Source organism: Paracoccus jeotgali (assembly GCF_002865605.1).
Taxonomy (GTDB): domain Bacteria; phylum Pseudomonadota; class Alphaproteobacteria; order Rhodobacterales; family Rhodobacteraceae; genus Paracoccus; species Paracoccus jeotgali.
In genome coordinates this window covers 562,957-580,317 of sequence record NZ_CP025583.1, presented here as the reverse complement: position 1 = coordinate 580,317, position 17,361 = coordinate 562,957, and the positions used below count along the sequence as shown (strand labels likewise).

The 17,361-nt window shown below is 68.9% G+C and carries 18 protein-coding genes; 8 read left to right on the top strand and 10 right to left on the bottom strand.

Annotated elements, in window-relative coordinates:
• Window positions 1-45 precede the first annotated feature (45 nt).
• From CYR75_RS02930 to CYR75_RS02900, 7 genes are all read left to right on the top strand, one after another.
• Window positions 46-300, top strand: a complete 255-nt coding sequence (locus CYR75_RS02930) for a hypothetical protein (RefSeq protein WP_101498773.1) — start codon at window positions 46-48, stop codon at window positions 298-300.
• Window positions 301-324: 24 nt separating this feature from the next.
• Window positions 325-714, top strand: a complete 390-nt coding sequence (locus CYR75_RS02925) for an MAPEG family protein (RefSeq protein ID WP_101498772.1) — start codon at window positions 325-327, stop codon at window positions 712-714.
• A gap of 115 nt (window positions 715-829) precedes the next feature.
• Window positions 830-2,224 (top strand): dihydrolipoyl dehydrogenase, encoded by a 1,395-nt coding sequence (lpdA, locus tag CYR75_RS02920; RefSeq protein ID WP_101498771.1) that lies wholly within the window; start codon window positions 830-832, stop codon window positions 2,222-2,224.
• On the top strand, window positions 2,217-2,729 hold the full coding sequence (locus tag CYR75_RS02915; RefSeq protein WP_192876675.1) for a lytic transglycosylase domain-containing protein: 513 nt from the start codon (window positions 2,217-2,219) through the stop codon (window positions 2,727-2,729). The genes lpdA and CYR75_RS02915 overlap by 8 nt, the downstream gene beginning before the upstream one ends.
• A gap of 13 nt (window positions 2,730-2,742) precedes the next feature.
• Window positions 2,743-3,768 (top strand): TAXI family TRAP transporter solute-binding subunit, encoded by a 1,026-nt coding sequence (locus tag CYR75_RS02910; RefSeq protein WP_225972811.1) that lies wholly within the window; start codon window positions 2,743-2,745, stop codon window positions 3,766-3,768.
• A 75-nt stretch (window positions 3,769-3,843) separates the two neighbouring features.
• Window positions 3,844-4,485, top strand: coding sequence for a bifunctional 4-hydroxy-2-oxoglutarate aldolase/2-dehydro-3-deoxy-phosphogluconate aldolase (gene eda / locus CYR75_RS02905; RefSeq protein WP_101498770.1), 642 nt, complete (start codon window positions 3,844-3,846; stop codon window positions 4,483-4,485).
• Between the two features lie 4 nt (window positions 4,486-4,489).
• On the top strand, window positions 4,490-5,719 hold the full coding sequence (locus tag CYR75_RS02900; protein ID WP_101498769.1) for an MFS transporter: 1,230 nt from the start codon (window positions 4,490-4,492) through the stop codon (window positions 5,717-5,719).
• Between the two features lie 97 nt (window positions 5,720-5,816).
• On the opposite strand, the gene pgi is transcribed toward CYR75_RS02900, so the two are convergent.
• From pgi to CYR75_RS02875, 5 genes are read right to left on the bottom strand one after another with little or no spacing between them, the layout of a single operon-like run.
• Window positions 5,817-7,427 (bottom strand): glucose-6-phosphate isomerase, encoded by a 1,611-nt coding sequence (pgi, locus tag CYR75_RS02895; RefSeq protein ID WP_404825367.1) that lies wholly within the window; start codon window positions 7,425-7,427, stop codon window positions 5,817-5,819.
• Window positions 7,423-8,094, bottom strand: coding sequence for a 6-phosphogluconolactonase (pgl, locus tag CYR75_RS02890; RefSeq protein ID WP_101498767.1), 672 nt, complete (start codon window positions 8,092-8,094; stop codon window positions 7,423-7,425). The genes pgi and pgl overlap by 5 nt, the downstream gene beginning before the upstream one ends.
• A complete protein-coding gene (zwf, locus tag CYR75_RS02885) occupies window positions 8,091-9,536 on the bottom strand; it encodes a glucose-6-phosphate dehydrogenase (protein ID WP_101500829.1) in 1,446 nt (481 codons plus the stop codon). Before zwf ends, pgl begins: the two co-directional genes overlap by 4 nt.
• 55 nt (window positions 9,537-9,591) lie before the next feature.
• Window positions 9,592-10,137, bottom strand: a complete 546-nt coding sequence (locus CYR75_RS02880) for an RSP_2648 family PIN domain-containing protein (RefSeq protein WP_101498766.1) — start codon at window positions 10,135-10,137, stop codon at window positions 9,592-9,594.
• A complete protein-coding gene (locus tag CYR75_RS02875; protein WP_101498765.1) occupies window positions 10,134-11,330 on the bottom strand; it encodes an RSP_2647 family RNA methyltransferase in 1,197 nt (398 codons plus the stop codon). Before CYR75_RS02875 ends, CYR75_RS02880 begins: the two co-directional genes overlap by 4 nt.
• Window positions 11,331-11,470: 140 nt before the next feature.
• Between CYR75_RS02875 and edd the strand changes: the two genes are divergently transcribed.
• A complete protein-coding gene (gene edd, locus CYR75_RS02870; RefSeq protein WP_101498764.1) occupies window positions 11,471-13,273 on the top strand; it encodes a phosphogluconate dehydratase in 1,803 nt (600 codons plus the stop codon).
• A gap of 7 nt (window positions 13,274-13,280) precedes the next feature.
• On the opposite strand, the gene CYR75_RS02865 is transcribed toward edd, so the two are convergent.
• The 5 genes from CYR75_RS02865 to CYR75_RS02845 are packed head-to-tail and all read right to left on the bottom strand — an operon-like array spanning window position 13,281 to window position 17,360.
• Window positions 13,281-14,483 carry an acetyl-CoA C-acetyltransferase gene (locus tag CYR75_RS02865; protein ID WP_101498763.1) on the bottom strand — a complete coding sequence of 401 codons (1,203 nt, stop codon included), beginning with the start codon at window positions 14,481-14,483 and terminating at the stop codon, window positions 13,281-13,283.
• A 52-nt stretch (window positions 14,484-14,535) separates the two neighbouring features.
• Complete coding sequence (locus CYR75_RS02860) at window positions 14,536-14,994, bottom strand: arsenate-mycothiol transferase ArsC (RefSeq protein WP_101498762.1); 459 nt, start codon at window positions 14,992-14,994, stop codon at window positions 14,536-14,538.
• A gap of 1 nt (window position 14,995) precedes the next feature.
• Entirely contained in the window at window positions 14,996-15,475 is a 480-nt protein-coding gene (locus tag CYR75_RS02855) for a UPF0262 family protein (RefSeq protein ID WP_101498761.1), read from the bottom strand.
• On the bottom strand, window positions 15,472-16,785 hold the full coding sequence (gene hisD, locus CYR75_RS02850) for a histidinol dehydrogenase (RefSeq protein ID WP_101498760.1): 1,314 nt from the start codon (window positions 16,783-16,785) through the stop codon (window positions 15,472-15,474). Before hisD ends, CYR75_RS02855 begins: the two co-directional genes overlap by 4 nt.
• Before the next feature lie 47 nt (window positions 16,786-16,832).
• Window positions 16,833-17,360, bottom strand: coding sequence for a GNAT family N-acetyltransferase (locus CYR75_RS02845; protein WP_101498759.1), 528 nt, complete (start codon window positions 17,358-17,360; stop codon window positions 16,833-16,835).
• Window position 17,361 lies beyond the last annotated feature (1 nt).

The window sequence follows — 17,361 nt, the reverse complement described above, 5'->3', positions numbered from 1 at the left end:
ATCGCGACGCACCGCCCGCCTCATGTGACACGAAAGGACTGACCCATGCAGATGCTCGTTCACTACTCGATTGACGATTACGCCCGCTTCAAGTCCGCCTTCGACGCCGATGCCGAGGATCGCAGCAACAACTCGATGTCGCTGCTGCAATTGTGGCGCGAGGGCGGGGACAGCGTCTGGGCGCTGTTCCAGGTCCACGACGCCAAGAAGGCGCGGGCCTATCTGGACGGCGCGGCGGGGGTGTTCAACAGCCAGGCCGGCGTCAGCGCGACGCGGGCGCATATGCTTGAAACCGCCTGAGCCGGCGCGCAAAGGATCATCCTCATGACCCCCGAACTGACCGTCCTTGCGCTGGCGGCGCTGCTGCAGGTGGTCCAGATCGGGCTGGCGGGCGCGGGAATTTCCCGCGACGCGGGCCTCGACTGGAACATGGGGCCGCGCGACCGCCAGCCTCAGTTCTCGGACCAGACCAAACGTCTGCAGCGCGCGGTGAACAACCATTTTGAATCGCTCGCCTTCCTGACCATCGCGGTGCTGCTGCTGACGGTCAGCGGCAAGGCCGGTGGCTGGACCGCGCTGGCGGCATGGCTGCATCTGGGCGCGCGGGTGCTGTATGTCCCGGCCTATGCCTACGGCTGGACGCCGTGGCGTTCCTATATCTGGGGCGTGGGCTTTGCGGCGGTCATCGCGATGATCCTGCGGGCGCTGTTCTAGCCGCCGCGCCGCCCGGCTGCGGCGTTTTAACGGGTGATTGGCCCTTTCCGATCGTGTATCAGAACCAGAACTTCGCCGGGCCAGGGCGCTGCGGCTGCTTTTTGAAGGAGTGAAGATGTCCAGCTATGACCTGATCGTGATCGGTGCCGGTCCCGGTGGCTATGTCTGCGCGATCCGCGCCGCGCAGTTGGGCCTGAAGACCGCCGTGGTCGAGGGCCGCGACGCGCTCGGCGGCACCTGCCTGAATGTCGGCTGCATCCCGTCCAAGGCGCTGCTGCATTCCAGCCACATGTATCACGAGGCGGCGCATAACTTCCCCAAGATGGGCCTCAAGGGCGAGCCGCCGACCATCGACTGGAACGTGATGCAGGGCTACAAGGCCGAGACGGTCGAGACGAATACCAAGGGCATCGAGTTCCTGTTCAAGAAGAACAAGATCGACTGGATCAAGGGCTGGGCCAGCATCGAAGGCGCGGGCAAGGTCAAGGTCGGCGACGAGGTCCACGAGGCCAAGAACATTGTCATCGCCACCGGCTCCGAGGTCAGCCCCCTGAAGGGCGTCACCGTCGACAACGACAAGGGCGTGATCGTGGATTCGACCGGCGCGCTGGTGCTGGCGAAGATCCCCGAAAGCATGGTGGTGATCGGTGCGGGCGTGATCGGGCTGGAACTCGGCTCTGTCTATGCGCGGCTGGGAACCAAGGTGACCGTGGTCGAATATCTCGACGCCATCACCCCAGGCATGGATGCCGAGATCCAGAAACAGTTGCAGCGCACGCTGACCAAGCAGGGCCTCGAATTCGTCATGGGCGCCGCTGTCCAGTCGGCCAGCGAAAGCAAGGGCCGCGCCAGCGTCGCATACAAGCTGCGCAAGGATGACAGCGACCACCGTCTCGACGCCGATGTGGTGCTGCTGGCCACCGGCCGCCGCCCCTATCTGGACGGGCTGGGGCTGGACAAGGTCGGGGTCGAGCTGACCGAGCGCGGGCAGATCAAGGTGGACGACCACTGGGCCACCTCGGCCAAGGGCATCTATGCCATCGGCGACGCGGTCCCCGGCCCGATGCTGGCCCACAAGGCCGAGGATGAGGGGATGGCCGTGGCCGAGGTCATCGCCGGCCGCGCCGGGCACGTCAATTACGGCGTCATCCCCAGCGTCATCTATACCGCCCCCGAGGTCGCCGCCGTCGGCATGACCGAGGCCGAGGCCAAGAACAGCGGCCGCAAGATCAAGGTCGGCAAGTTTCCCTTCATGGGCAACGCCCGGGCCAAGGCGATGTTCGCGGGCGACGGCTTCGTCAAGATGATCGCGGATGCCGAAACCGACCGCGTGCTGGGCTGCCACGTCATCGGACCCAATGCCGGCGACATGATCCACGAGGTCTGCGTCGCGATGGAGTTCGGCGCCTCGGCCGAGGATATCGCGATGACCTGCCACGCCCACCCGACCACCTCGGAAGCGGTGCGAGAGGCTGCCCTGGCCCTTGGCGATGGCGCGATCCATGTCTGATCCGCTGCGGACGGACCCCGCCCGCCCCGGCCTGCGCCTGTCGCGGCGGGGGATGGTGCTGTCGGTTCTGGCGCTTGCCGCCTGCGGCGGGCGGCCCGACCCCGCGCCCCCGCGGATGAGCCTGCTGTCGCCCAACCTGCACCCCGGCGAGACGCCCGAGATGCGCCGCAAGGTCGATTACTGGGCCGCGCAGCACCAGATCCCGCCCGCGCTGCTGCACCGCGTGATCCAGCGCGAATCCGGCTATCGCCCCGAGGCGCGCAACGGGCCTTACTATGGCCTGATGCAGATCATGCCGCAGACCGCGCGGACGATGGGCTATACCGGCCCGGCCACGGGGCTTCTGGATGCGGACACCAACCTGAAATATGCCGGGCGCTATCTGCGCGGGGCCTATCTGGTGGCCGACCGCAATCAGGACGCGGCCATCGGCTGGTATGCGCGCGGCTATTACTACGAGGCCAAGCGCAAAGGCCTGCTGAAAGAAACCGGGTTGCGGGCATGACCGGACGCGCAAGGTGATCGGCCGGCGGGGTCTTGTGGCGGGCGCTGTCGCGGCGCTGACGCTTGGCCCCGCATGGCTGCCGGGCGAGGCCCGCGCGCAAGCCGCCGACGTCACCTATTTCCGCATCGCCAACGGCTCGACCGCGGGCACCTATTACCCCATCGGCGGGATCATCGCCTCAGCCATCTCGAACCCGCCCGGCGGCGCCCCCTGCGCCGACGGCGGGGCCTGCGGCGTGCCGGGGCTGCTGGCGACCGCCGTCGCCTCGGCCGGGTCGGTCGCCAATGTCGAGGCGGTGGGCAGCGGCCGCGCCGAATCAGGATTTGCCCAGGCCGATGTCGCCTATTGGGCGCAGACCGCGACGGGCGATTTTGCCGGGCTGCCGGCGATTGCCGACCTGCGCGCCATCGCGAAACTCTACCCCGAGGCGCTGCACATCGTCGCGCGCGGCGACGCGCCGATCCGCAGCCTGTCCGATCTGCGCGGGATGCGGGTCTCGCTGGACGAACCGGGCTCGGGGACGCTGGTCGATGCGCGGCTGGTGCTGGACGCCGCGGGTATCGCCGATGACGAGATGACCGTGCTGCACCTGCCCGCCGCCCGCGCCGCGCAGGCCATGCAGGCCGGAGAGCTTGACGCCTTCTTCTTCGTCGGCGGCTATCCGGCGCCCGCGATCAGCCAATTGGCCGGGCAGTCGCCGGTGCGGCTGATCGCGCTGGATGACGCGGTGATGGACCGGCTGACGAAAGAACGCAGCTTCTTCACCCGCGACAGCCTGCCCGCGGGCACCTATCGCGGCAATCCCGACGACATCGCCACGCTGTCGGTCGGGGCGCTGTGGATCACCCGCGCCGATCAACCCGAAGAGCTGATCCACGCCATCACCCGCGTCTTGTGGAACGACAACACGCTGCGCCAGCTTGGCTATGGCCACCGCATCGGCCGCCGCATCCGGCCCGAGAACGCCGTCACCGGCATCCCGATCCCGCTGCATCCGGGCGCCGAGCGCTACTATCGCGAGGCCGGGCTGCTGCGCTGACGCGACCTCGCGCGCCGGGGCTTGCAAGGCGCGGCCAGACAGGCCAGTTTCCGCGCAGTCAGTCAGGAACGCCGCATGATCCCGCAAACCCAATCCGAACGCACCCGCGCGCTTTGCGCCATCGCCCCCGTCATCCCGGTGCTGGTCATCGACGATGCCAGCCGGGCCGAGGCGCTGGCGCAGGCGCTGATCGCAGGCGGGCTGCCGGTGCTCGAGGTGACGCTGCGGACCGAGGCCGCACTGGACGCGATCCGGCAGATGTCTCGGGTGACCGGCGGTCATGTCGGCGCGGGCACCGTTCTGACGCGCGATCAGGTCTATCGCGCCAAGGATGCGGGTGCCTCCTTCGCCGTCGCCCCCGGCGCGACCGAGACGCTGATTCGCGCCTGCGAGGATGCCTCGCTGCCGCTGCTGCCCGGCGCCGTCACCGCGTCCGAGGTGATGCTCGCCCATGAATACGGGTTCGACATGCTCAAATTCTTTCCGGCCGGAACCTCGGGCGGGGCGCCGGCGCTGAAGGCACTGGCCGGGCCGCTGCCGCATATCGGCTTTTGCCCCACCGGCGGGATCACCGCCGCCAATGCCACCGATTATCTGGCGCTGAAGAACGTCGTCTGCGTCGGGTCAAGCTGGGTCGCCCCGGCCGATTCCATCGCCGCCGGTGACTGGTCCGGGATCGAGGCCCGCGCCCGCAGCGCCGCCCATTTGCGGGGCTAGGGCGATGACGCAAGGAATCGTGGACAATCCGGCCACCATGCGCCGGGCCTGGCGCAACGTGATCATCCTGCTGCTCGCGCAGGCGGTGATGGGCGCGCAGATGCCGATGATCTTCACGATCGGCGGGCTGGCCGGGCAGATGCTGTCGCCGAACCCGTGCTTTGCGACGCTTGCGATCTCGATGATCGTGCTGGGATCGGCGCTGAGCGCGCGGCCGCTGTCGGGTTTCATGCAGCGCCACGGGCGGCGGGCGGGGTTCCAGCTGGCCGCGATCAGCGGGATGCTGGGGGCGTCGGTGTCGGCGCTTGGGCTGTATCGAGGCAGTTTCACGCTGTATCTGATCGGCTCGCTACTGACCGGCGTCTATATGGCCGCGCAGGGGTTTTTCCGCTTTGCCGCGACCGACACCGCGCCCGAATCCTTCGCCCCGCGCGCGATCAGCCTGGTCATGGCGGGCGGGCTGGCATCCGCCGTCGTCGCGCTGGCGCTGCTGCGCCTGACCGAGGGGCTGTCGGCGATCCCGTTTCTGTACAGCTATTCGGTCATCATCCTGCTGAACCTCGGCGGGCTGCTGCTGTTTCTGGGCCTCGACATCCCCCGCCCCGCCGCCCCGCGTCCCGGTGTCGCCGCCGAAGGGCGGCCCATGGCCGAGATCCTGCGCGACCCGACGATCATCGTCGCGATGATCTGCGGGATGGTGTCTTATGCGCTGATGAACCTGATCATGACCTCGACGCCCTTGGCGATGGTCGGCTGCGGGCTGGAACAGTCGCAGGCGAGCGATGTGGTCTTTGCCCATGTCATGGCGATGTTCGTGCCGTCGTTCTTCACCGGGCATCTGATCAACCGGTTCGGCGCGACGGCCATCGTCGGGGTCGGGCTGACCATCCTGACGGCCTCGGGCGCGGTGGCGCTGACCGGGGTCGAGCTGGAGAACTTCTACCTGTCGCTGATCCTGCTGGGGATCGGCTGGAACTTCGGCTTTATCGGCGCGACCTCGATGCTGACCCAGGCCCATAGCCCGGCCGAGCGGGGACGCGTGCAGGGCATGAACGATCTGGTCGTGTTCAGCGGCGTGTTCCTCGCCTCGCTGTCCTCGGGCGGGCTGATGAACTGCGCGGCGGGAATGGACGCGCAGGCGGGATGGAATGCGGTCAATCTGGCGATGGTGCCGCTGCTGGTGCTGGCCGGCGGCGCGCTGATCTGGCTGCGGCTGCGGCCGAAGATGGCGTAGAGGGCGGAGCTGACTCGTTCCGATCCGGTTCCGCGCCGCCTAAGGTTCGGGCGTGGCGAAGAACCGCCGCGCCTTCAAGCCTACACGCGCCAAAGCGTCAGCCCTCGCCACCCCGCATTTCGCGCAGCGCCTCGGCCAGTGACAGTGTCGAGGCATCCTGATCCGGCACCGTCTTGCCATCCAGCAGCGGCGCCACCGATTTCGCCAGTTCCTTGCCTAGTTCGACCCCCCATTGGTCAAAGCTGTTCAGCCCCAGCACGACGCCCTCGACAAAGACCCGGTGCTCATACAGCGCGATGATCTGGCCCAGCGTATAGGGCGTCACCTGCCGCACCAGCAGCGTGGTCGAGGGGCGGTTGCCCGGAAACACCCGGTGCCGCGCCTGTCGGTCCAGCTCGGCACCGGTCAGGCCCTGCGCCGCCATGAGCTGCCGCGCCTCGTCCAGGTCGCGGCCGCGCATCAGCGCCTCGGACTGGGCGAGGCAGTTGGCCAGCAGCAGCTTGTGGTGATGGTCCAGCGCGGGTTCGTGCCCGCAGGCGGCGGCGATGAACTCGCACGGCACGATCTGCGTGCCCTGATGGATCAGCTGATAAAAGGCGTGCTGCCCGTTCGTCCCCGGCTCGCCCCAGACCACCGGCCCAGAGCCATGGGTCAGGTCGCTGCCGTCCATCGCCACCCGCTTGCCGTTCGATTCCATCTCGAGCTGTTGCAGATAGGCCGGCAGGCGCCCCAGCCGCTGCGCGTAGGGCAACACGGCACGGGTCGGATAGCCACAGATCTGGTGATGCCACAGCCCGACCAGCGCCAGCATCACCGGCATGTTGCGGGCGTGCGGTGCGCTGCGGAAATGGTCGTCCATCGCCGCCCCGCCGCGCAGGAACTCGCGGAACCGCTGCGGCCCGATGCCCAGCATCAGCGACAGCCCGATCGGTCCCCAGACCGAGTAGCGGCCCCCGACCCAATCCTCGAACCCAAAGACGCGGTCGGGGTCGATGGACCATTCGGCGGTCTTGTCGGTGGCCGAGGACACCGCGGCGAACTGCTGCGCCGGATCATCCACATGCGCCGCCAGCCAGTCCTGCGCGCTGCGGGCGTTGGTCATCGTCTCGATGGTGGTGAAGGTCTTGGACGCCACGATCACCAGCGTCCGCGCCGGGTCCAGCCCGCGCAGCGTATCCGCCAGATCGGCCCCGTCCACGTTCGAGACGAAATGCAGCCGCGGCCCGTCCTGATACGGCGTCAGCGCCCGCGCCGCCATCGCCGGCCCCAGATCAGAGCCGCCGATGCCGATATTGACGACATCGGTAAAGGCGCCGCCCTGCCCGCGGATCTCGCCGTCGCGGATATGGGTGGCGAAGGACGCCATCCGGGCCAGCGTCGCGGCGACGCCTGCGCGCACCGCCTCTCCGCCCGGCCACAGCGGGGTGTCGGGGTGGCGCAGGGCGGCGTGCAGCACGGCGCGGCCTTCGGTCTCGTTGATCTTTTCGCCGCTTAACATCGCATCGCGGCGCGCGTTCAGATCGGCGGTCAGGGCCAGCAGCGCGTCACGGGTCTCGCGGTCGATGGCCGTCTTGGAGTAGTCGAAGACCATGCCGTCGGCGCGGATGGTGAAACCTTCGGCCCGGTCGGGGTCGGCGGCGAACAGGGCGGGGATGTTCAGGGCGCTGGCCTGATGCAGCGCGGTCAGGCGGTCCCAGACGGCGTCAATCGGCATAATGGATCACCGCATCGCGCAGAAACGCCGCGATGGGCGCCTGCATCGGATCGGCCTTGCTGGCGGCGTCCAGCGCAGCCCGCTTTTTCTCGCCCGCGATCATCACATGGATATGCAGCGCCGATTGCAGCGCCGGCGCGGTCAGGGTGATGCGCGGCTCGTCGCCGCCCTTGGCGGCCATGACCGGCGGCGCGTCGGGGGAGAGCAGCTCGTCGAGCCCCGGCGCGCGGGGAAACAGGCTTGCCGTGTGCATGTCGTCGCCCATGCCCAGCACCAGCACCGTCAGCGGCAGATGCGGGGCCACGCGCTGCGACAGACCCGGCGCGGCGCCTTCCGGCGTCGGATCGCCGGTGTAGAGGTCGATATAGTCAGCCGCCGCCGCCGGTCCGGTCAGCAGCGTCTTGCGCAGCATCGCCGAGTTCGAGCGCGGATGATCCCCCGGCACCCATCTTTCGTCGTTCAGCAGCACCGTCACCCGCCCCCAATCCAGCGCCAGCCCCGACAGCGCCCGGAACATCGGCCCCGGCGTCGATCCGCCCGGCACGCAGAGGCTTGCCGGACCGACCGCGTCAAGCTGCTGGCGCAGCTCGCCCGCGATCCGGTCGGCGAGCGACAGGGCCATCATTTCGGCGTCGGGATAGGTGATGACGTCAAGGGTCATGGTCTGATCTCTCTCCAGCGTCGGTTGTCGCGGTGCATCAGGCGCAACGCCTCGTCCGGTCCCGAGGATCCCGCGTCATAGGGTTCGGGCCGGTGCTTGCTGTCGTCCCAGGACGAGATGATCGGATCGACCCAGGCCCAGGCGGCCTCGACCTCATCGCCGCGCATGAACAGGGTCTGGTTGCCGCGGATCACGTCCATGATCAGGCGTTCGTAGGCGTCGGGCATGTCCGCGCCCTCGGGGCCGAGCGCCTCGGCAAAGGACATGTCCAGCGGCACCTGCACCAGACGCATCCCGCCGGGGCCGGGTTCCTTGATCATCACGAACAGGTCCATGCCTTCATCCGGCTGCAGCTTGATGACAAGCTGGTTGGCGCGCGGTCCGGCCTCGTCAAAGATCGAATGTGGCGGCGGCTTGAAGGTGATGACGATCTCGCTGGTGCGCGCCCGCAGCTTCTTGCCGGTCCGCAGGTAGAAGGGCGTGCCCTGCCAGCGCCAGTTGGCGATGCGGACCTTCAGCGCCAGATAGCTTTCAGTGCGGCTGTCGGGGTTGTCCACGTCTTCCAGATAGCCCGGCGCGTCGCCCTCGCCCTGATACTGGCCGCGCACGATATCGGCGTCCGAGACCGGCTCCAGCGCGCGGATCACCTTGAGCTTTTCGTCGCGGACGGCGTCGGGGTCGAAGTGATAGGGCGGCTCCATCGCGGTCAGGCAAAGCAGTTGCATCATGTGGTTCTGGACCATGTCGCGCATGGCCCCGGCATGGTCGTAATAGCCGCCGCGCCCGCCCACTCCCACGGTTTCGGCCACGGTGATCTGGACGTGGTCGATATATTGCGCGTTCCACAGCGGCTCGAACAGGATATTGGCAAAGCGCACCGCCATCAGGTTCTGGACGGTTTCCTTGCCCAGATAATGGTCGATGCGATAGATCTGCCCCTCGCCGAAATGGCGGGCGAGGGTGGCGTTCAGCGCGCGCGCCGACTCCAGATCGCGGCCAAAGGGCTTTTCCACCACGATGCGGCTGTCACCATCGGCGATGCCGTGTTCCGACAGCCGCCGCGCCAGATCGCCAAACAGCGACGGCGCGACCGAGAAATAGAACGCCCGCACCACATCGTCGCGCATCAGCGCCGACAGGTGGTCCCAGCCGCCCACGCCCTGCGCGTCGATGGCGACGTAATGGATCTGGTCCAGAAACCCGTCCAACTGCCCCGGATCGGCCCCGGCGGCGTGTTCGCGGATCGCGGCGCGGACCGTGTCGCGGAACTGCGTGTCGGTCATCTCGGACCGGGCGGCGCCGATGATGCGGGCATCATGCGGCATCTGACCGGCCAGAAACCGGCGGTAGAGCGCGGGCATGATCTTGCGCAGCGCCAGATCGCCGGTCGCGCCGAAGATCACCAGATCGAAACTGTCCACGGGTATCGTCCTTACGACCATCAGCGCCTCCGCTATCGTCAAATGAGTAGCCTTTGCCCGGTGACGCGGCAAGGGATCAGCCCCGGCCGCCAAGCGCACGGCCCAGCCGGGGCAGCCGCGCACGCTTCATCATCGACCGCAGGGGGACCGGGCCGCCCAGGCTTTCGGCCTTGGCATGGGCGGCGGTGACGGCGGCGGCGACGGCGTCGGGATCGTCCAGCCACAGCTCCATCAGGAAGGCGTCGGGATGCAGCGCGCGCAGCCCCGCCGCGGCCATTGCGCGGCGCGGGAAATCGCGCAGGTTCAGCGTCACCACCGCCTGCGCGCCGCTTTCCAGACCGGCCGCCAGCACATGCAGATCGGCGGGGTCGGGCAGGTCGAAGCCACGGGCGCGATCCTCGTCCCCCGGCATGGCGGCGGCGGGAAAGCGGTCGCGCAGCAGCGCCGCCTCGGCCGCGGCGATGTCGCTGGCGATGGGGCCAAGCCGGCCGGCGGCGCGGGTCCATTCCTGCAGGATGCGTTCCGACCAGATGGGGGTGAACAGGTTCGACGCCGCGCAGTCGGCCAGAATCTCCCGCAGCACGGTCGGGAACAGCACATTGGCGTCGAGAACCGCGATCATCCGTCCAGCCGGAAGAACAGCGCCTTCAGGTAGCCGGTCTCGGCCAGCTGCGGCAGCATGGGGTGGTCCGGGCCGGCCTGCCCGGTGTGGATCAGCTGCGCCCGCCGCCCGCCACGCCCGATGCCCCGCGCGCTGGCGTTGCGGAAGCTGGTCAGATCGGCGGCATGGCTGCAGGAACACAGGCCCAGATAACCGCCCGGCGCGACCAGCGGCGCGGCCAGCCGGGCGATGCGTTCATAGGCCCGCAGCCCGGCCTCGAGCGCGGGCTTCGCGGGCGCGAAGGCGGGCGGATCGCAGATGACCACGTCAAAACGCCGCTCCTCGGCTGCGAGGGTTTCCAGCGCCGCAAAGGCGTCCTGCTGGATCATCTGAGTCCGGTCGGGGTCCAGATCCATCGCCTGCGCGCCCTGCTGGACCAGCGACAGCGCCGGGGCAGAGCCGTCGACGAAGGTCGCGTGCTCCGCCCCCGCCGCCAGCATGGCCAGACCGAAGCCGCCGACATGGCTGAACACATCCAGCACCCGGCCCGTCGCAAGCCGCTGCGCAAAGGCGTGATTCGGCCGCTGATCGTAGAACAGGCCGGTCTTTTGCCCGCCCATCAGATCGGCCAGATAGGTCGCGCCGTTCATCGGCACCCGGATCGGGGCCTCGGGCGCGGTGCCGGCCAGAACCTCGGTCCGCTCGCTCAGCCCTTCAAGGCCGCGGGTCCGGCCCTGCCCGTTCAGGATCACCGTGCCGACGCCGGTCACCGCGCGCAGCGTCTCGGCGATCAGGGGGGCCATCTCGTCCGACCAGGCGGCGTTGGGCTGGATCACCGCGTGATCGCCAAAGCGGTCGATGATGACGCCGGGCAGCCCGTCGGCCTCGGCATGGACAAGGCGGTAGAAGGGCTGGTCATACAGCCGCTCGCGCAGCCGCAGCGCGCGGGTCAGGCGGGCTTCCAGCCACGCCGCGTCGATCTGCGCCTGCGGGTCGGCGTCCATGACGCGCGCGAAGATGCGAGAGTTCGGGTTCACCGTCACCAGCGCCAGCGGCCGCCGCTCGGGGTCTTCCAACACGGCGAAGCTGCCGGGTGGAATGGCGCGGGTGCGGCGGTCGGTGACGACCTCATCGGCGAAAACCCAGGGAAAACCGTGGCGGATCGCCTGCGGCTTGGTCTTCGGCTTCAGCCGGATAACGTGCTCGGTGGTCATGGTCTGCGTCCTTTTGCTGCGACCGATGTGACACGCTGCCGCCCGCCAGACAAGGCGTCGCACCGGCCGGGATAGTTGCAATGTTAGCGATAACTGTCTAGACCTGTCGGCAAAGATTGCCGCAGCCAGGGACGTCCCCCATGCCACTTGATCCCGTGATCGACCGCGTCACCGACCGCATCCGCGAACGCTCTGCCGCGACCCGGGCGGCCTATCTGGCCCGCATCGCCGCCGCCGCGAGCGAGGGGCCGCGCCGGGCGCATCTGTCCTGCGGCAACCAGGCCCATGCCTATGCCGCGATGCCGGACAAGGACGATCTGGCGCAGTCACGCAAACCCAATATCGGCATCGTGACCGCCTATAACGACATGCTCTCCGCCCATCAGCCCTATGAGCGTTTCCCCGAGATCATCCGCGCCGCCGCCAGCCGCGCGGGCGCCACGGCGCAGGTCGCGGGCGGGGTGCCGGCTATGTGCGACGGCGTCACCCAGGGCCGGGCGGGGATGGAGCTGTCGCTGTTTTCCCGCGACGTCATCGCGCTGGCGGCCGGGGTGGCGATGTCGCACGACACTTTTGACGCGGCTCTGTATCTGGGGGTCTGCGACAAGATCGTGCCGGGGCTGTTGATCGCTGCGGCGAGCTTTGGCCATGTGCCCTCGGTCTTCGTGCCGGCTGGGCCGATGCCCTCGGGCCTGCCCAATGACGAAAAGGCCCGCATCCGCCAGCAATTCGCCGCGGGCGAGGTCGACCGCGCCGCGCTGATGACCGCCGAGATGGCGTCCTATCACGGGCCGGGCACCTGCACCTTTTACGGCACCGCGAACTCGAACCAGATGCTGATGGAGTTCATGGGCCTGCACCTGCCCGGAACCAGCTTCGTCAATCCCAACACCGAACTGCGCGACGCGCTGACCGCCGCCGCGACCGAACGCGCGGCGCAGATCACCAACCTGGGCGACGGTTTCCTGCCGGTGGGCCGGATTCTGGACGAATGCGCGTTCGTCAACGGCATCGTCGGGCTGATGGCGACGGGCGGCTCGACCAATCTGGTGCTGCATCTGCCGGCCATGGCGCGGGCGGCGGGGGTGATCCTGGACATCGCGGATTTCCACGACATTTCCGAGGCCGTGCCGCTGATGGCGCGGGTCTATCCCAACGGGCTGGCCGATGTGAACCATTTCCATGCGGCCGGCGGGCTGGGCTTCATGATCGGGCAATTGCTGGATGCCGGGCTGCTGAACGCCGATGTGCTGACCGTCGCCGGCGGCGGTCTGGGCAGCTATGTCCGAGAGCCGCGTCTGCGCGGGGGCCGCGTCGAATGGCAGAAGGGCAGCGCCGAATCGCTGAATGACCGCATCCTGCGACCGGCGCGCGATCCCTTTGCCGCGACCGGCGGGCTGAAGCAGCTGCAGGGCAATCTGGGGCGCGGGGTCATCAAGGTCTCTGCGGTGTCGCCCGACCGCCATGTGATCGAGGCCCCGGCCCGGATCTTCACCGATCAGGAACAGGTCAAGGCGGCCTTCCGCGCCGATGAGATCACCGGCGACACCGTCATCGTGGTCCGCTTTCAGGGACCGGCGGCGAACGGGATGCCGGAACTGCACTCGCTGACGCCGGTGCTGTCGGTGCTGCAGGATCGCGGCCTGCGAGTGGCGCTGCTGACCGATGGGCGCATGTCGGGCGCCTCGGGCAAGGTGCCGGCGGCGATCCATCTGTCGCCCGAGGCGGCCAAGGGCGGCCCGCTGGCCCGTCTGCGCGACGGCGACATGATCCGGCTGGATGCCGAGCGGGGGACAATCGACTGCCTTGCGCCCGATTTCGACACGCGCAGCCCGGTCACGGCCGATCTGTCGGCCAACCAGCACGGCATGGGGCGCGAGATGTTCAGCCTGTTCCGCGCCGCCGCAGGCGACGCCACCGACGGCGCCTGCGCGATCCTGTAGTCTTGGGCTAGCTTAGCCGTTCGATGGCGATCGCGGTGGCCTCGCCGCCGCCGATGCACAGGGCGGCGACCCCGCGGCGCAGGTCGTGGGTCTGCAACGCGGCCAGCAGCGTGACCATGATCCGCGCGCCCGAGGCGCCGATGGGGTGGCCAAGCGCACAAGCGCCGCCGTGGATGTTCACCTTGTCATGCGGCAGGTCCAGATCGCGCATCGCGGCCATGGTGACGACGGCGAACGCCTCGTTGATCTCGAACAGATCGACGCTGTCCATGTCCCAGCCCGTCCGCTCGGCCAGCCGCCGCAGGGCGCCGACCGGGGCGGTGGGAAACAGCGCGGGCTTGTCGGCGAACCCGACATGGCCCACGATCCGCGCCAGCGGGGTCAGCCCCTGCGCCTCGGCCTGCGACTGGCGCATCAGCACCAGCGCCGCCGCCCCGTCCGAGATCGACGACGAATTCGCCGCCGTCACCGTGCCGCCCTGCCGGAAGGCCGGTTTCAGCGTCGGGATCTTGCCCGGATCGGCGCGGTCGGGTTGTTCGTCGGTGTCGACGACACGCTCGCCCTTGCGCCCGCTGACCGTCACCGGCGCGATCTCGTCCCGGAACCGGCCACCCTGGATCGCGTCATTCGCCCGCGCCAGCGAAGTCAGCGCGAACTCGTCCTGCGCCTGACGGGTGAAGCCATAGCTGTCGGCACATTCTTCGGCGAAGCTGCCCATCAGCCGGCCCTTGTCATAGGCGTCCTCGAGCCCGTCCAGGAACATGTGGTCCATCACCTGCGCGTGGCCCATCCGCATCCCGGCCCGCGCCTTCGGCAGCAGATAGGGGGCGTTCGACATGCTCTCCATCCCGCCGGCGACGACGACGTCGGCGCTGCCGGCGCGGATCATATCATGGGCCAGCATCGCCGCCCGCATCCCCGATCCGCACATCTTGTTGACGGTCACCGCCCCCGCCGCCAGCGGCAGCCCGGCACCCAAAGCCGCCTGCCGCGCCGGGGCCTGCCCCTGCCCGGCCGGCAGCACGCAGCCCATCACCACCTCGTCCACCTGATCGGCGGCGATGCCGGCACGTTCGACGGCGGCGCGGATCGCGGTCGCGCCCAGTTCGGCGGCGGTGGTGGTGGCAAAATCGCCCTGGAACCCGCCCATCGGCGTGCGCGCGGCACCGACGATGACCACCGGATCGGCGTCGGAATTGGGATGAGACATGGCTTCCTCCGTTCAAGCGGTTGCGCAAGCGTGGCGCCTGCGGGTCAAGGGGTCATGGTGTCGTCGGCGGTCCGAATCGTTCGATCATGCGGTCGCGGATCTGGTCGCGGGTGTCGCGGTATTTGGCCATCACCGCCTCGCGCCCTTCGGCGAGGCCCGTCGGGTCGAGGATCGGCCAGTATTCGATGTCGATATGGGCGTGGCGGGTCAGTTCCATCGCCTGCCGCTGCGAGGCCGGCGACAGCGCCACGATCAGATCGAAGCTGGTCAGATCGTCGCCCCAGCTTTTCATCTCGTCAAAGGAACGGGCGCGGTGCCGGGCCAGTTCGATCCCCAGCTCCTGACAGACGGCGATGGCGAAGCCGTCCACCTCCATGTCGTTCTTGACCCCGGCGGACTGGACATAGGCGCTGCGGCCATAGAAGCGCTTCATCATGCCTTCGGCCATTGGCGAGCGGATCGCGTTGTGATCGCAACAGAACAGAACCGATTGTGGGATCGGTCCTGCCATGTCAGCCCTGAGGAATCATCGCGCAGATCAGGGTGAACAGCCGGCGGGCGGTGTCGATGTCGATCTGGGCCTTGCCCTCGAGACGTTCCTGCAGGGTGCGCGCGCCCTCGTTGTGGATGCCGCGGCGGGCCATGTCGATGGCCTCGATCTGGGCCGGCGGCATGGTCTTGACCGCGTCGTAATAGCTGGCGCAGATCTGGAAGTAGTCCTTGACCACCTGCCGGAACGGGCCGAGCGACAGGTGGAACTCGCCCAGCCGGTCGCCGCCTTCGGTGGCGATGTCGAAGACCAACCGCCCGTCGCGGATCGCCAGCACCAGCGCATAGGGGCCGGGCGGCACCTCGACCCCGTCGCGGCCGGGCAGCGCAAAGCTGTTGTCTTCCAGCAGATCATAGATCGCCACGCGGCGTTCCTGCACGACGTCCGGCGAGGCATCGGGCAGCGAGCTTTCGTCGATATCGACCCGGCAGAGCCTGCTCACGATGCTGTCCTTTCGTTCAGGGCCGCCAGTCGGGCGGCAACGGAATCGGCATGGGCATCCAGCCCCTCGGCGCGGGCCAGCGTCACGGCGGCGGGGCCGACGGCGGCCAGCGCCCCCGGCGTCAACTGCGCCAAGGTGGTGCGTTTCAGGAAATCCATCACCGACAGGCCCGAGGAAAACCGGGCCGAGCGCGCGGTCGGCAGCACATGGTTCGGCCCGCTGACATAATCGCCGACTGCCTCGGGCGTGTGGGCGCCCAGAAAGATCGCGCCGGCGTGGCGGGTCCGGGCCGACAGCGTCTGCGGGTCGGCCACGCACAGTTCCAGATGCTCGGGCGCCACGCGGTCGGAAATCGCCGCCGCCTCGGTCAGATCGCGGGTGACGATGACGGTGCCATAATCGCGCCAGCTTGCCGCCGCGATGTCGGACCGCGGCAGCGTCGGGATCAGCCGCTCGACCGCCTGCGTCACCGCCGCGGCCAGCCGGGTGGAAGGGGTGACAAGGATCGACTGCGCGTCGGCGTCATGTTCGGCCTGCGCCATCAGGTCCAGCGCCAGCCAGTCGGGGTTCTGGTCGTCGTCCGCGATGATCAGCACCTCGGAGGGGCCGGCGATCATGTCGATCCCGACCCGGCCAAAGACCTGCCGCTTGGCCGCCGCGACATAGGCGTTGCCCGGCCCGGTGATCTTGTCCACGGGCGGGATGCTGTCCGTGCCATAGGCCATGGCGGCAATCGCCTGCGCCCCGCCGATGCGATAGATTTCGTCCACCTGCGCCAGTTCGCAGGCCAGAAGCACCAGCGGGTTGATCACCCCGTCCGGCGTCGGCACGCAGACCACCAGCCGCTCGACCCCCGCCACCCGCGCCGGGACCGCGTTCATCAGGACCGAGGAGGGATAGCTCGCCTGCCCGCCCGGCACATACAGCCCCGCCGCCGCGACCGGCGTCCAGCGCCAGCCCAGCGTCGCGCCGATGCCATCGGTCCAGCTTTGATCGGCGGGCATCTGGCGGGCGTGATAGGCGCGGATGCGTTCGGCGGCGAGTTGCAGCGCCGCGCGCTCGGCCCCGCTGACCTTCGCGGTCTCGGCGTCGATCTCGGCCTGCGAGACGCGCAGTTCCTTCGCCGTCACCTGCATGCGGTCGAAACGCGCGGTCAAATCGACCACGGCCTGATCGCCACGGGCGCGGACATCGGCGATGATGGCCGCCACGGCGTCGCCCACATCCGCCGAATCCTCGCGCTTGGACGACAGGATCGCGGTGAAGCGGTCTTCGAAATCGGCGTCGGTGGTGGTCAGGGTGACGGGCATCTGCGGCTCCTTTTCCGGGCCATGTCTAACCGCCCGGCGCGCGGCCCTCAAGCGCGCAAAGCGCGCAGGCGCACCAGCAGCGGCGGGCGCAACATGCGGCGCATCTCGATTTCCCATTGCCCGGCGGCGTTCAGCATCGGCGGGTTGCCGGTGGCGACAAAGCCCGCGCGGAAATAAAGCGCGTGTGCGAAGTGGTTGTCATGCGCGACATGCAGGCCCAGCCGCGTCATCCCGGCGCGGGCGGCGCGCTGCGCCAGCCGGGCCAAGATCGCATCGGCCAGACCCTGCCCCCGCGCCTGCGGATCGACGAAGACCGACCCGATCCAGCCCAGATCCGGCTCGGCAGGCGAAATCCCCGTCTCCCACCCGGCGACGGCCAGCGGCTGGCCCGGCTCAAGCCCTGCGGCCCAGATATCGCAGGCGGCCAGCCGGGCGGCGTGGTCAGACAGCGACAAGTCTGCCTCGGCCCCGGCATCGGCGCCGAAGGCTGCGGGCGAATCGCGCAGCGCCCGCTGCCGGATGTCGCACCATTCCCGCGCCCGGTCCGGGGTCAGTTGCCACAGCCGCAGCGTCACC

Coding starts and splice junctions, on each gene's coding strand:
- CYR75_RS02930 (WP_101498773.1), top strand. CDS start 46: ATGCAGATGCTCGTTCACTACTCGATTGACGATTACGCCCGCTTCAAG.
- CYR75_RS02925 (WP_101498772.1), top strand. CDS start 325: ATGACCCCCGAACTGACCGTCCTTGCGCTGGCGGCGCTGCTGCAGGTG.
- lpdA (WP_101498771.1), top strand. CDS start 830: ATGTCCAGCTATGACCTGATCGTGATCGGTGCCGGTCCCGGTGGCTAT.
- CYR75_RS02915 (WP_192876675.1), top strand. CDS start 2,217: ATGTCTGATCCGCTGCGGACGGACCCCGCCCGCCCCGGCCTGCGCCTG.
- eda (WP_101498770.1), top strand. CDS start 3,844: ATGATCCCGCAAACCCAATCCGAACGCACCCGCGCGCTTTGCGCCATC.
- CYR75_RS02900 (WP_101498769.1), top strand. CDS start 4,490: ATGACGCAAGGAATCGTGGACAATCCGGCCACCATGCGCCGGGCCTGG.
- pgl (WP_101498767.1), bottom strand. CDS start 8,094: ATGACCCTTGACGTCATCACCTATCCCGACGCCGAAATGATGGCCCTG.
- zwf (WP_101500829.1), bottom strand. CDS start 9,536: ATGGTCGTAAGGACGATACCCGTGGACAGTTTCGATCTGGTGATCTTC.
- CYR75_RS02880 (WP_101498766.1), bottom strand. CDS start 10,137: ATGATCGCGGTTCTCGACGCCAATGTGCTGTTCCCGACCGTGCTGCGG.
- CYR75_RS02875 (WP_101498765.1), bottom strand. CDS start 11,330: ATGACCACCGAGCACGTTATCCGGCTGAAGCCGAAGACCAAGCCGCAG.
- edd (WP_101498764.1), top strand. CDS start 11,471: ATGCCACTTGATCCCGTGATCGACCGCGTCACCGACCGCATCCGCGAA.
- CYR75_RS02865 (WP_101498763.1), bottom strand. CDS start 14,483: ATGTCTCATCCCAATTCCGACGCCGATCCGGTGGTCATCGTCGGTGCC.
- CYR75_RS02860 (WP_101498762.1), bottom strand. CDS start 14,994: ATGGCAGGACCGATCCCACAATCGGTTCTGTTCTGTTGCGATCACAAC.
- hisD (WP_101498760.1), bottom strand. CDS start 16,785: ATGCCCGTCACCCTGACCACCACCGACGCCGATTTCGAAGACCGCTTC.